We start from the raw sequence: 12,555 nt of genomic DNA, 5'->3' as shown, positions 1-12,555 counted from the left end.
CGGTGGGTCAGCGGGCGAGGAGGGTGGCGACGCGCGCCGCTGTCGTGCCCAGACCTGTCGGTGCACCGAGCAGTGTGGTGCCCGCCCCGGAGTGGACGTCACCTTCCTCGTAGCGCCTGATGGAACGGTGCCAGTTGAGGATCCCCGCGAGCCAGTCCTCGATCTCCCGGACATAGGTGTCGAGCGCAGCCCGCCCGGCGGTGTCCAGATCGAAGTCGTCACACAACAGGGGGAGTGCATGCTCCTTCATGTGCAGGAACTGGCGCATCCGCCCCTTCATGAGGTCGTCGACGATCGTGACGGCCGATGGGTAGTCGCAACCGAAGAAGGTCTGCACCACCAACACCGCGTTGTGCACTTCTCCTTCGACCTCGATCTCCTTCTGGTACGAGAACAGGTCGTTGATCAGACAGGCGTAGTCCTGGGCCGCGTACTCCAGACTGCGCAGCGTTCCGCTGGTCAGCAGTTCTGCCGGGAGTTGGCCTTCGTGGCGCAGTTTGGACAGCAGCATCGTCATGTCCGAACCGAAGGTGATGCGCCGCATCTCCAGATAGTCCACGGGGTCGGGCACCCGGTGCTGGGCCTGGTTGTGCAGCTCCCACAACCAGCTCTCCAGCATCGTCTCGATGGATCGGCGTAGTTGGTGTCGTGCGTCGAGGCTCATCGGCTCGGCCGTACGCCGCCACAGGTCCGCGAGTGACCGCTCCATCGGACTCACCGCCACAGCAGTGGCCGCGGCGGGGTCATCCACCGGCATACAGGTCAGCAGCCTGTCGTGATTCAACTTCGCGCCGATGAGATTGCGATTGCGGCCGAAGATCATCGGGTAGTAGTCATCGCCGTAGGTGCCCCAGGTCAGCCACTCGGCGCTGAGCTCCAACTCCTCCGCGGTGGCATCCGGGTCCAAGCCCGCCGAGCACAGGGCGAAGTCGTACCCGCGCAGCATCGGCCCGTCCCAGATCTCGCCCAGCAGGCCCATCCGCTCGGCCCAGGCCACCGACTTGTCGAGCGCGTCCTGATGGTGCGGGCTCAAGGTGAGCGGGAACGGCAGATCGAACTCCGGGAGCAGCGAGGCTCCGACGCGTTGGTGCGGGACGTGCGTGAGCGACCTCAGTCGGGCGGTCGCCTGCCGACCGAACAGCGTGGTGATGTCCAGGGCCGAAGTGCCCAGTACACCGGAGAACATCGACCTGGGTCCTACCGCTCCCTCGTTCATATAGCGGCTGGAGCGCATGTGCCACTCCTGACCGCCCGACTGCCAGTCCTGAAGCCCCTTGACGTAGGCGGCGATGGCCGCGCACTCCAGGGGGTCGAGCCGCTTCTCTAGACAGAGTCCCGGCACTTCGGTGATCGCGGTGTTCTCGAACTGGTGGAGTCGGGAGGTGAGGAGGTCGTTGACGGCTTCCGCCGCCTCCTGGGTGGTGCAGCCGAGGAAGGTCTCCAGGACGAGGACTCCATTGCTGAGCTCGCCTTCGTCCTCCACCTCACGTTGGTAGGAGAACAGGTCGTTGCGCAGGTGCACCGCGTCCGCGAACGTGTCGGTCAGCACCCGCAGTTGGCGCGAGTGCGCCACCGCATCGGGGACCTCCGCGCCCGCCGCGTACTCCACCAGCCCTGCCGACCAGGGTGCGCCGCCCACCTTGCGGCGCATCTCGATGTACTCGACGGGGTTGGAGATCCGCCCCTCATTGATGTTGGACAGTTCCCACATCGATTCATTGAGCAGGTTCTTGGTGGACTCGGTGAACCGTGCCCGCCATGCGGGCGACATTCCGGGGACCGTGCGCCGCCAGAGATCGGCCAAGCCTGCCTCTACGGGGTTGGTCGGCTCGGGAACCGGCTCGGACAGGTCCATGGGCATGAAGGCGGGCAGCCGATCGAGGTACGCCTTGCCGCCCTCGCGGTCCTGACTCCGCTTGAAGATCTCCAGGAAGTGGTCGTCGAAGAAGAAGACCCACACGTACCAGTCGGTCACGAGCGACAGCGCGTCGGCGTCGCAGTCGGGATGCGTGTAGGCGCACAGCAGCGCGTAGTCGTGTGCTTCGAGGTCGCTCTCCTCCCACACTCCCGAGCCCTCCAGCATCCCCATGCCCCGCGCCCAGTCCCGGGTGTGCGCTCGCGCAGCCTCGACATGGGGATTGAGACGGGCCGGATACGGCATGTAGAAGTCGGGCAGGACGAAGGGCTGGGCCATGCGTGCTGGGCCTTTCGGTTGGTGCGAAAGCTACGGCCCAGCCCTACCCGTAGCCTGAACGGCCCACGCACACCAACTAATAGTCACATTAATGATCGATCCGACTTCGAACATGGGCCCTGGCTCGTATCCCCGAGTGGATAGCAGTGGATAGCGTTGTGCTCCATGGATGATGTGAAGATTGTCGTCGAGCGCCGGTACGCCTCGAACCCGATCGACTACGAGCGTCTCGTGTCGCTGGTCGAGTCAACCGGCGAGCGCGTCGTACTCACGGACGCTGATGTGCCGGTGAGCGTGCTGTTCCCGGCGGGAGCGGTCGCCGAGATGGAGCACTGGGCTCGCGCCCATTACCCGCGACCCGCGTCGGTACCGCAAGGTGCGCAAGAGGACGAGGCGAGCGGGACGACCTGGGATATCGGCCGACTTGGTGTCGAGCCATTGGCCAGCCCACGGGAGTACGGACCCTACATGCGGTACGTGCGTGCCGACGGCATGCGCATCGACTTCGTACGGGACGGAACCGTTGTGGCCGTGCAGTTGGCCGCCGACGAGGCGGCATGGCTCGTGGACCGCGCCATGCAGGCGCGTCAGGGACACATGGACCCCGCACAGGCAGCGGCCTTCGAAGAGTTCCTGGCCCGACAGCCTCCGGTCGGCGAGTAGCAACCCACGGAAGCCGGTGCCCACCGGCGACGAGCCCGCACGGCAGCCGCATGCCGGCTTCCCGTCGGGTGCGCGGACCGGAGCCGGAGGCCCTCGGAGTCGCCGAGGACCGGTGCCGGAAGCGGCCGGGCCTCTACAGGGTCGTGATCACCACGGAAGGCTGCCGAGGCACCGTCACGGTCCCGATTGACCAGGGCGCCATCGACTCCCCGGCGCTCCCTTGGTCAGCATGGCCCGGGCCCTGGGCCTGAGTGCGGCGGACGTTGCCTGCTCGTTGTCCGCTGGCGCGCGCATGCAGACCCTTGGACCACACCTTCGGCGCGCACACGCGGCATGGGGTTAGCTTCCGCAAAGGAGTGCGGAGGGGATCTTCTGACAACACCCCCAACGGCCGAACCGCTGTCTGCCCACACGGCGTACCCGAATGGGATCCATCGAGCCTTGAGGCAGGGAAACGAGGGAACACCCATCCGGTCACATCACAGCGCCCGGAAACGTGCGGCCCATCGGATTCGGTCAGCCCGCGGCGTTGTCGACCCGTAGCCGAACCTGTTCCTCCAGCCGCTGGAGGCTGCTGTCGAGGGCGGCTTCAACGGCCTGCTCGCCCGGGTCGTGGCTGCCGTCGAAGAACGCCAGATGGACGGTCACCTCGCTGGCACCGCCGTCGTGTTCCGAGACCCGCAGCCAGCCGGTGTAGCCGCCTTGCTCGCGGGTTCCCCATTCGATCCGCAGGTGCTCCTGCTGGACGCGCAGCACCGCCGCCGTGTCCTCGTCGGTACCGTCCTCGTGCACGGTGACGGCGGGCAGGTCCCCCGCGGTCACATGCAGTTCCCGCGGCAGCCAGGCATCCAGCCGGTCGACATCAGCTGCCTGGTCAAAGACATGCTCCGGGAGTGCGGGCATCGTGCGTGAACGTTCATACTCGGTCATCGCGCTATCGTTCCTCGGCTCGGGGACCTGCCACCACACGCATGCCCGGCTTGCGGAAGCCGAAGCCGCAGCATCACAATTCCACCCGTTCGCCAGCGGGTGCGCCGCAGGAAGTCACCCACTCTTGGTCCCTACGGGCCTGCGGTGGTCGGGATGCACGTTCAGCAGCGTGGAGCTGACGGATGGTTGAGGCGCCACGTTGGCCCTTGGGGACCGTGGAGTGGACACGCCGTCCTGCCAGGTCGACGTGATGCGCCTCTCCCAGGACCAACTGCACACTTCGGCCTCGGCTCAGAGCATGAGGATGATGGCGTAGACCAGGAAGAACGCGGCGAAGCAGGCCGCGATGGCCAGGATGATCAGAAGAGGGCCCTTGGCCCAGCCGCGACTTGTTTCCTGGCGGGGGCCGGTGCCCGAGCCCGTACTCGACTCGGCGGGCGGAGTCTGCCCGGGCGGCACTCCGCCGCCGGGCTCCCCTGGGTCCGGTCCGGGATCAGCGTTGTCGAAGCTCACAACGATTCCCTACCCCGCGCGGAACACAACCAACGTCGTGCTCGCGGAAATGCTGCAAACGGGCTGGCACGGTGGGCCAAAAGAACAAGGACGTTACTGGACCGGGTGGAGATGTGGGGCCGACCAGGTCGTGTGTCTCGGCGTCGGGCCCGTGGGAGCAGAGGAGCTTCCTCGAAAAGGGTCCTGCCCCACCTCGGTCGAGGCTCATGGTGAGGGTCGCGATGCCGTTGGGGCCGTCATCGCGGTGGTGGATCCCACGTCGTACGGCACCACAGGAGTCAACGGCACCGCCTGCTGACACACCGAGTGCCACCATCGGCTACGGACCGGTCCGGGAGTTCGGCTTCTGACCGGGATCGCCACCGCGGTCTCGGCGGGCTAGTACGCGCTGGGTACGGGTGAGGACACCGCCGGGAGCCCGTGTGCGCAGTGCCGCGCGGGCGGCGTTGGCTCCGGGGGCGCCGTGGACACCGCCGCCGGGGTGGGCGCCGGCGGAGGCGAGGTAGAGGCCCCTGACGGGGGTTTCGGGTCGACCCGTGCCCGGAACAGGGCGGAAGAGGAACTGCTGGTGGAGCGCCGTGGTGCCGCCGTTGATCGCGCCGTTGTGCAGGTTGGCGTTCATCGATTCCAGGGTGGGCGGCGCGAGGATTCGACGGGCCGCGATGTGCGACCTGAAGCCCGGTGCGTACCGCTCGATCTGCGCTTCGATCCGATCCGCCATGACCTCCTGCTCGTCCTCCTTCCACACTCCGGTGAGATTCTTGTTTCCCGCATCGCCCTTGGTGCGGTGCGGGACGTGGGTATAGGCCCAGGCGGACTCCGTACCAGCGGGGGAACGAGTCGGGTCGGCCGTGGTCATCTGGCCCAGCAGGGCGAACGGGCGGTCGGGGATCTGTCCCATGGCGAGTTGCGCCGCGAAGCGCGTCAGGCCGTCCATGCCGTCGGCGATGTGTACGGTGCCAGCCGTCCGGGCTGCTTCGGCGGTCCACGGAACGGGACCGTTCAACGCCCAGTCGACCTTGAAGGTGGCGAAGTCCCACTGGAACCGACGGAGGTCCGCCAGGAGTTGGCTCGGCAGATGGTGTTCGGCGACCAGATCGCAGTAGAGGGCCGGTACGGACACATCGGCGAGTACTGCCCTGCCAGCGGGTACCGTTTCCCCGCCCGCGGTGCGTACCGCCCGGGCACGGCCGTCGTGCACCACGATCTCGACCACCCGCTCCGAGCAGCGCACTGCGCCGCCACGGTCCTCCAGGCGTCGTACCAGGGCCGCGGTCAGGGCCCCGGCGCCGCCCACGGGCACGGGGAAGCCGTAGGTCTGGCCGAGCATGGACATCAGCCAGCCGAAACCACCGCTGCCCGCCGCCTCAGGGGCGAGATCGGCATGGAGGGCGTTGCCCGCGAGGAGTAGTCGGCCCGCCTCACCGTTGAACTCCTCCTCTCCCAACCGGCGTACCGGCAGCAGCATGGTCCGGGCGAGACGAAGTCCGCCGGCGCCACGCAGCCGGGCCGCCAGCCGGACGGCGGGGCGCAACGGAGGGAAGGGAGTGAACAGGGAGCCGAGGATGTCGGGCCCGATTCGTCGCCAGACCGCACACAGCTCCTGCCAGGCGGCACCGTCGCCGTTGGCGAACGAGTCCAGGCCCGCTGCGGTGCCGTCGGTTTCGCGCTCCAGGACTGCACAACGGCCGTCGGCCAGCGGGTGGGCCAGCACCCGGGGAGCATGGGCCCACCGCAGGCCGTAGGTGTGGAGGTCCAGCCCCGCGAGGACGGGAGAGGCGGCAGCGAGGGGATAGAACGCGCTGAACACATCGCTCACGAAGTCCGGGTGGACGCCCCTGTCGCTGCGGACCGCGCCGCCTGGCTCCGGCTGCGCTTCCAGGACCTCCACACTCCATCCGGCGTCCGCCAACAGGTTCGCCGCGACGAGCCCGTTGGGCCCCGCACCGATCACCACCGCATCCGGCATTGTTGTCTCGTCTCCTCCGCGCGTCCCTGCTCGCCGTGGGTCTTACCTGGTCAGCGGTGCTCGGCCGGGGGACGGGAGGTCTGCTCGACGACGTCGGCGAGGCGGCTGAGCATCCTTCGATTGCGCAACTGGAGCAGGAAGTCGAAGGCCGGACTGTGGAGCTGACCACCCAGCCCACGCAACGGATGTTCGTCCACGATGACCAGGGAGTTCTCGCCCCATGGACGTACCTCGATGGAGATGCGCGCGGTGCCTAGCCGCCCGCTTTCGGCCTCCAGTTCGATCCGGTTCGGTGGGTCCATGTCCCTGACGACCGTCTTTCCGCTCCCGGCCCAAGGCCCGAGTCGGATGGTGTACTCAAGGCTGGCACCGATCTGCGGCCAGACTCCGTCTGCCGGACGTGAGGAGTCCGGGCCGACCACCCACTCTCCGTACCGGGAACCGTCGGCGAGCACTGCCCACACCGCCGCAGGCGGCCTTCGGATCAGCCGGTGTCGTACTGTCATAGGGCTCTCCAGCAACTCGGCGGAACACATCGTGCACCCCCGCGTCTGCCCAGCCTAGAGCGGACCACCCCCCTCGGCCTCCCGTCCCGAGGTGCGCCGGACGAACACCTCGCGGGGTTGTCACCCGTCCACGAGTCCGCGGCGCATACGGCTGTCGGCAGTGGTACGGGGTCGGCTAGGGGAGAGGGGTGCCGCCCGTGGCGTTGACGATCTCGCCGGTGATGTAGCTGGCTTGTGGGGAGGCAAGGAAGACATAGGCCGGTGCCATCTCGGCCGGTTGTGCCGGGCGGCCGAGGGGGGACTGTTTTCCGAATTCGGTGGTGTCGGGCATGGTGGCGGGGATGAGGGGTGTCCAGACCGGGCCGGGGGCGACGGCGTTGACGCGGATGCCGTCCTTGGCGAGCATCTGCGCCAGGCCCTGGGTGAAGGTGGTGATGGCGCCTTTGGTCATGGCGTAGTCCAGCAGGTGGGGGCTGGGTTTGTAACCCTGTACGGAGGTGGTGTTGATGATGCTGCCGCCTGCCGGCATGTGGGGGATTGCCAGTTTGGAGAGCCAGAACATGCCATACAGGTTGGTGCGCACGACCCGGTCGAACTGTTCGGTGGTGATGTGGGCGATGCCGTCGGGCTGGGACATTTGGTAGGCGGCGTTGTTGACGAGGATGTCGATCCGGCCGAACTCCGAGACAGCCCCTCCGATGAGGTTCTGGCATTGCTCTTCATAACGGATGTCGCATTCGACCGAGACCGCGGTCTGCCCCGCGTCCTGGACGAGGCGTTCGGTCTCGCGTGCTTCGTCGGTCTCCTCCGCCAGATAGGTGAAGAGGACGTCGGCGCCTTCGCGTGCGTAGGCGAGGGCGACCGCGCGGCCGATACCGGAGTCCCCTCCAGTGATCAGGGCCTTGCGGCCCTTCAGCACGCCAGAGCCCTGATAGGTGTCCTCGCCGTGGTCCGGCGGTGGGTCCATCGGGCCCGTCCACCCCGGATGTGGCTGCTTCTGCTGCGCGAAGGGCTGCGGGTGCTTGTCCACCGGATTGGCGGGCGTTGTGTCCTCGGGCATGAGGCGTCTTCCTTCCGTCTGCGGCCACATCGCCGACGCCGCCGTCCGCTGGATGTAAGTACGGTCCGGGGCACCAGCGGGGATCCGCCCAGGCATCGGTCACCATGAGCAGGTTTCCCCGCAGGGAGCGAGAGATACCGCCTGGTCCATCGGAGGTCCTGGGCCATCCGGAGTCCTGGCCCGACGGGAGGTCCTGTGGGCACAGGCTGTGACCATGCCCTGCATGCTGCCGGTACGGGTGAGCAACTCGCGTTGTGCCCGGGCACCGCTGCCGCTTCGCCACCGCGTAGCCAGCCGCAGTGGCTCCACCCGGTCAGGGCGGCAGGTGTGTCCCCGACGCCGACGCCGACCCAGCCGGCCGGCAGCGGGCTTCGGCCCACCGCCGGTCGGCTCTAACGGGTCACACCGAAGCGCCTGAAGGGCCTATTCCTGCCCAGCCATCGCAAACGCAGCGGCTGCCCGGAGACCACACCTCAGACGTAGGTGTAGAACGGAGTGTGGTCCAGCATGCTCTGCGGGGTCGTGTTGGGCCAGGGCGGCATGGTCTCGTTCAGATCGATCACATCGGGCGTGCCTCCGGCCGGGAGGTAGTGGGCACTGCTCGGATGCAGCGCCTGCCATTCGGCCCAGAGCTTGTCGACGAACGAGTGGTGCAGCCAGAACACCGGGTCGTTCGGGGAGACGCTCGACTCCATTTGGCCCCAGACCCAGGTGTGCACCCGGTTGTGCATGCTCATGTAGCCCGCCGAGCCTTCGAGCGTGGAACGGAAGCCCGCCGAGCCGTCACGGAAGGGTGCTGAGTCATAGGTGGGCATGGCGAGTGCGGCGTCTACCTCGGCCCGGGTCGGGAGGGTGGGGACCCGGTAGGCGAGATTGCGGGCGAGGAAGGGGCGGCTGTCGACCTGGATGGTGATGGGCCACTTGCCGGCGGAGTACGCGAAGGGGCCGTCCATCACCTGGTCGTCCAGGGGGCGTCCGGTTCCGCCGAGGAAGTTCGGCGCCCAGAGCGAGGAGCCGACCGTGTTGTCGGCGGTCCAGTCCCAGTAGGGGATCGACACCGATGCGTCGACCTTCTGGAGTTCCGACTCGAAGTCGATGAGGAACTTCCGGTGCCAGGGAAAGAACGAGGGGCCGAAGTGGCCCACGTAGATACCGGTGTTCATATCCAGTGCGAACCGGAGGCGGTGGGCGGCGACGAACTCGTCGTACACACCGAGGCGCTTGACCTCCAGTACGGCGTCGACAAATGCCTTCTTCTCGGCGGTCGTGAGGTTCGCCTGGTTCTTGCGTACGGTCATGGCAGCGCTCTCCGGCTCAGACGGTGGGGTCGAAGGGGACGACGGCCGCGCCCTTGAGTGCGGTGACCGCGGTGCGAGCGGCCTCGCGCGGGGAGGAGAACCTCTCGTAGTGGTTGATCGGGCTGCTCCAGCCGCTCTTTCCGTGCTGCATCACATGGAGTTCACGGCCGTCGATCAGGACGCGGTAGCCGGTGCCGTGCCCGGCGTGGGCGTGGGCGTGAGCATCGGTCTCCGTGGGCAGGCCCTGGATGCGGCGACCTCGAAAGACCTCGTCGAAGGGCGCTGGCCCCGCGCCGGCAGCGGGTGTGGCGGCCTTGCCCTTCGCCGGTGCGGTGTTCGCCGAAGCAGTTGCCACGCCGATGAGCGCTACGCCTGCGGCAGCGCTGGTGACGGCCCCGAGGGCCTGACGGCGAGTGAGTCTGGACATGGTGAACGAACCCCCAATAGCACGATTGAGGCGGCCCCCAGGTCGTTTGGGGCCGCCTCGACCATGCCTACACGGAAGTGATCATTCTTAGAAGCAGAGCAATTTTGGTTGGCTGTCATATGGACACGTCTTCGCAGGTCATACGGATGTTGCTGATGTCCGTGCCACCCCGTGCCCACGCTCTGTAGATCGCGGGAGTGAAGATTTCATGGGAGATCCCACCTGAATGCGAAGATCCTTCGGACCTCGTCGGGCCGTCCCACCGCGGGGCGACACGTAGTGAGCATGGCCTGAAATCGGGGGGCTCCTCCGTGCGGCGGACTCCATGTGCCGCACTCGGGCTGACGAATGCGACGTCGGGTATGGGTATCGTCCGGGCCGGTGCGGCCGGACGTTGGTCGGCGAGGCGTGTTCCACCGGAGATTTGTCCGTTGGGCGGTCCGGCCGTGTGGCGGGAGGACCGCTCCGAAGTGGGGTGGTGTCAGACGGTTCTGCCGTCGCTGACGCGGAAGCGGAAGCCCAGCAGGTTGCACTCGGAGTATGTGCCGGTGTCGCCGTCATAGAGACAGGTTGACGCCCAGATGGTGCTGTCCTCACGGTAGTTCTTGTTGCAGGTCGCCCAGGAAGGTGCGCTGTTGCTGTTGATACACACGCCCTCTCGATAGAGGGAGCCGTTGACGAAGTTCTTCCATCTCACGGCCACGGACTTGCCGTCCCGTTGTGTATCGGCGACCCACCATTTGTCACCGTTTGACTGGAAGGCCACGACACCCCCGCCATGACCGGTGGGACCGGCACCCTGGAACCACCAGCCCGGCGCTTCGTAGTTGGGATTCGCACTGGTGCGGACAGCGCGGTCCGTCTCGTAGCCGGCCGCCAACGCCTGAGGAGCGGTGGCGACCAACCCCACGCCGAGCGTGAAGGCAGCAGTGAGGCTTGCGGCGAGTCTCTTGCGATGGTTCATGGAACTCCTCATGCCGTGGTGAGTGTTGGGAGGCTTGACGGCCGTCCTGTCCGTACGGGATCGATGCCTCCCTCAAGGCGCGCTTCATCCTCCTGCCGTGGAAGGGGGCAGGGCCAGGGCAGTGAGTGACATGAACTGGTGGATGGGTGACCATGCGCATGTCCCACCGCCAGCCCCGTCCAGTCCGCCACCAGCACACGAGGTCCGTACCGGGAATCAATCGCGAGCCCGGGGGAACCCGCAACTCCATGACCGCCGAGGACATGACCGCTCCCACCTCACCGAGGCCCACGACAGTGCGGTCGCACTCCCCGGGTGCACGGGTGCATAGGTGCATAGGTGCACAGGTGCACGGAGGGGGCGTGGTCGCGGTGACGACTGAGCCGATTCTGATGTCGGGACCGGTCACACCACGGTTGTCCCGGCGAAAGCCGTCATGCGGCTATCACCTCTCGGAGTCAGGATCGACCAACGATGGGAGAGCAGACATGAGTGACGAGGGCGAACCGATGGGGGAGATGCGGCGAGGTACCGTCCAGCTCTCCCAACTGCGCGAGCGTTGGGCGGACATAGCCTGGACCGCCCTGTGTGTCGTGCTCGTACTCTGGGTCGCTCTGAACCTACTGGGCGTCGCCAGGGGTTGGGAGAACGCTTGGAACTACTGCGCAGTCGGAGTCGCACTGCTCGGGATCGCATGGTGGATGCGTATCCTGAGCATCCGCAGCAGGGCGCGCAGGCGAGTTTGACCAGTGACAACACCCCGACCTGGAGGTAGCGGGGGACTCTCGGCGGCAGCTTGCGGTGTGAAGGTCCCGCTGTCGCCACGACCGTCACGACGATCACGCCCACGGCGCGCAGGCCGACCACGACGGTCCCATGTGTCCGGTTCGCCGGGCTGCCTCCAACAGGGCGATGTGGTACAGCCGTTCTCAGGCCGAAGGGCTGCGGACGCCCGGAGTTTCCGTCCCGAGGGCTTGTGACCATAGAGCCGGTACGTCCGCGTGAGTGGTGGGTTGTGCCTGATGGAACAGAATGGCCGCCACATCGTGCAGGACCCACCACGCACTGAGGATGTCGCTGTTGTACCAGCCGGAGAATTCCACTTCCGCGGTGATCGCTTCGGAGGTGTCGAGCATGGGGCTGTCGAGCACGGACTTTCCCTTGGCGTAGATGCGGTCCACCAGAGCGACCACGATGTCGGCGCCGTGCTCGCCGAGGTTCTCCTCGGAGACTTCCGTGTACCCCCATTCGGACTCGCCGGACTGTGCCTCGGGACGGTCCAGGCCCAGACGGGTCAGCAGCGCGCCGCATTGCGTGCTGCTGTCGTAGGCGTAGAAGACGGTCGGATACTCCTGGAGGACGGAGACGGTCCGACCCGAGTGGCCGGCGCCTTTGATCCGTGCAGCCAGCGTCGCGGTCGCCGTACCGATGCGACCGACGGTCTTCATGGCCTCAGCCGTGCGCCCCGTCATCGTGCCCACCACCTCCATCTGCTCATTGATCTCGATCCCGTCCTCGATGAGGACGACAGGGGCGATCGCCTTCAGGTGTTTGAGTAGCGCTCGGTGTTCGGGGTGGTCGATGCCGACGATCAGGGACGGTTTGGCGCTGACGACCAGTTCCAGCTTGTGCGCCTCGACGATCTTCACGCCCGCATCAGCGGCGATCCCTTCACGGGCTTCCTGTCCTTGGTGGGTCCTGCCGACATGATCCGGTACGACGCCGACAGCGAGGAGGTTCAACGCGGTGTACACATCCAGCGCCCAGATGTCCTGATCGGTCACGGGCACGGTGATCCGACCGTTCGCGGCCTCAACTGTCGTGGTCTTGGCCGCTGCACGGCGGTTCTCACCGGTTGCGGAGCCGCAGCCGCTCAAGAGGAGGCCCACGACCATGAGCACGGCCCACAGCCCTGCCGTACGGGTTCGGCGTCGTCGACTAGTTCCGCGTGGCATCGCTGTCTCCTCTGATGCGGCTCTTGTGGTGAGTGGTGAGTGCCGGAGCGAGCGCATCGCCGGTCCCCGGTGCTCG

At 66.9% G+C, this 12,555-nt stretch carries 12 protein-coding genes; 2 read left to right on the top strand and 10 right to left on the bottom strand.

Annotation, left to right across the window (positions count from 1 at the left end):
* Positions 1-7: 7 nt before the first annotated feature.
* Complete coding sequence (locus ACFXJL_RS18950) at positions 8-2,194, bottom strand: germacradienol/geosmin synthase (RefSeq protein ID WP_384693821.1); 2,187 nt, start codon at positions 2,192-2,194, stop codon at positions 8-10.
* Positions 2,195-2,359: 165 nt separating this feature from the next.
* Here ACFXJL_RS18950 and ACFXJL_RS18945 point away from each other — a divergent pair, with 165 nt between their 5' ends.
* On the top strand, positions 2,360-2,857 hold the full coding sequence (locus ACFXJL_RS18945) for a type II toxin-antitoxin system Phd/YefM family antitoxin (protein WP_384693818.1): 498 nt from the start codon (positions 2,360-2,362) through the stop codon (positions 2,855-2,857).
* A gap of 516 nt (positions 2,858-3,373) precedes the next feature.
* On the opposite strand, the gene ACFXJL_RS18940 is transcribed toward ACFXJL_RS18945, so the two are convergent.
* The 8 genes from ACFXJL_RS18940 to ACFXJL_RS18905 form a co-directional block, all read right to left on the bottom strand.
* Positions 3,374-3,787, bottom strand: coding sequence for an SRPBCC family protein (locus ACFXJL_RS18940; protein WP_384693815.1), 414 nt, complete (start codon positions 3,785-3,787; stop codon positions 3,374-3,376).
* 291 nt (positions 3,788-4,078) lie between these two features.
* Complete coding sequence (locus ACFXJL_RS18935) at positions 4,079-4,300, bottom strand: DUF6480 family protein (RefSeq protein ID WP_358882438.1); 222 nt, start codon at positions 4,298-4,300, stop codon at positions 4,079-4,081.
* 319 nt (positions 4,301-4,619) lie between these two features.
* Positions 4,620-6,269, bottom strand: a complete 1,650-nt coding sequence (locus tag ACFXJL_RS18930; RefSeq protein ID WP_384693812.1) for a phytoene desaturase family protein — start codon at positions 6,267-6,269, stop codon at positions 4,620-4,622.
* A gap of 50 nt (positions 6,270-6,319) precedes the next feature.
* On the bottom strand, positions 6,320-6,775 hold the full coding sequence (locus tag ACFXJL_RS18925; RefSeq protein WP_384693810.1) for an SRPBCC family protein: 456 nt from the start codon (positions 6,773-6,775) through the stop codon (positions 6,320-6,322).
* A gap of 175 nt (positions 6,776-6,950) precedes the next feature.
* On the bottom strand, positions 6,951-7,835 hold the full coding sequence (locus ACFXJL_RS18920) for an SDR family oxidoreductase (RefSeq protein ID WP_384693808.1): 885 nt from the start codon (positions 7,833-7,835) through the stop codon (positions 6,951-6,953).
* A 473-nt stretch (positions 7,836-8,308) separates the two neighbouring features.
* Positions 8,309-9,133, bottom strand: coding sequence for a tyrosinase family protein (locus tag ACFXJL_RS18915; protein ID WP_358882390.1), 825 nt, complete (start codon positions 9,131-9,133; stop codon positions 8,309-8,311).
* Between the two features lie 16 nt (positions 9,134-9,149).
* Positions 9,150-9,560, bottom strand: a complete 411-nt coding sequence (locus ACFXJL_RS18910) for a tyrosinase cofactor (RefSeq protein ID WP_384644356.1) — start codon at positions 9,558-9,560, stop codon at positions 9,150-9,152.
* Positions 9,561-10,041: 481 nt separating this feature from the next.
* A complete protein-coding gene (locus ACFXJL_RS18905; RefSeq protein WP_384693804.1) occupies positions 10,042-10,524 on the bottom strand; it encodes a hypothetical protein in 483 nt (160 codons plus the stop codon).
* A 488-nt stretch (positions 10,525-11,012) separates the two neighbouring features.
* Here ACFXJL_RS18905 and ACFXJL_RS18900 point away from each other — a divergent pair, with 488 nt between their 5' ends.
* The gene (locus tag ACFXJL_RS18900; RefSeq protein WP_384644360.1) at positions 11,013-11,270 is read left to right on the top strand and encodes a hypothetical protein; all 258 of its coding nucleotides are present in this window, start codon (positions 11,013-11,015) and stop codon (positions 11,268-11,270) included.
* 183 nt (positions 11,271-11,453) lie between these two features.
* On the opposite strand, the gene ACFXJL_RS18895 is transcribed toward ACFXJL_RS18900, so the two are convergent.
* Positions 11,454-12,479: an ABC transporter substrate-binding protein gene (locus ACFXJL_RS18895; RefSeq protein ID WP_384693802.1), complete on the bottom strand. Its 1,026-nt coding sequence runs from the start codon at positions 12,477-12,479 to the stop codon at positions 11,454-11,456.
* Positions 12,480-12,555: the final 76 nt, after the last annotated feature.

The organism is Streptomyces sp. NPDC059256 (assembly GCF_042753785.1).
Lineage (GTDB): Bacteria > Actinomycetota > Actinomycetes > Streptomycetales > Streptomycetaceae > Streptomyces.
This window is presented reverse-complemented; position numbering and strand designations above follow the sequence as displayed.

What these genes read in the sequence shown, in the direction of transcription:
- ACFXJL_RS18910 (WP_384644356.1), bottom strand. Translation starts at nt 9,560, where the DNA reads ATGTCCAGACTCACTCGCCGTCAGGCCCTCGGGGCCGTCACCAGCGCT.
- ACFXJL_RS18895 (WP_384693802.1), bottom strand. Translation starts at nt 12,479, where the DNA reads ATGCCACGCGGAACTAGTCGACGACGCCGAACCCGTACGGCAGGGCTG.
- ACFXJL_RS18940 (WP_384693815.1), bottom strand. Translation starts at nt 3,787, where the DNA reads ATGACCGAGTATGAACGTTCACGCACGATGCCCGCACTCCCGGAGCAT.
- ACFXJL_RS18905 (WP_384693804.1), bottom strand. Translation starts at nt 10,524, where the DNA reads ATGAACCATCGCAAGAGACTCGCCGCAAGCCTCACTGCTGCCTTCACG.
- ACFXJL_RS18925 (WP_384693810.1), bottom strand. Translation starts at nt 6,775, where the DNA reads ATGACAGTACGACACCGGCTGATCCGAAGGCCGCCTGCGGCGGTGTGG.
- ACFXJL_RS18930 (WP_384693812.1), bottom strand. Translation starts at nt 6,269, where the DNA reads ATGCCGGATGCGGTGGTGATCGGTGCGGGGCCCAACGGGCTCGTCGCG.
- ACFXJL_RS18950 (WP_384693821.1), bottom strand. Translation starts at nt 2,194, where the DNA reads ATGGCCCAGCCCTTCGTCCTGCCCGACTTCTACATGCCGTATCCGGCC.
- ACFXJL_RS18945 (WP_384693818.1), top strand. Translation starts at nt 2,360, where the DNA reads ATGGATGATGTGAAGATTGTCGTCGAGCGCCGGTACGCCTCGAACCCG.
- ACFXJL_RS18900 (WP_384644360.1), top strand. Translation starts at nt 11,013, where the DNA reads ATGAGTGACGAGGGCGAACCGATGGGGGAGATGCGGCGAGGTACCGTC.
- ACFXJL_RS18920 (WP_384693808.1), bottom strand. Translation starts at nt 7,835, where the DNA reads ATGCCCGAGGACACAACGCCCGCCAATCCGGTGGACAAGCACCCGCAG.
- ACFXJL_RS18915 (WP_358882390.1), bottom strand. Translation starts at nt 9,133, where the DNA reads ATGACCGTACGCAAGAACCAGGCGAACCTCACGACCGCCGAGAAGAAG.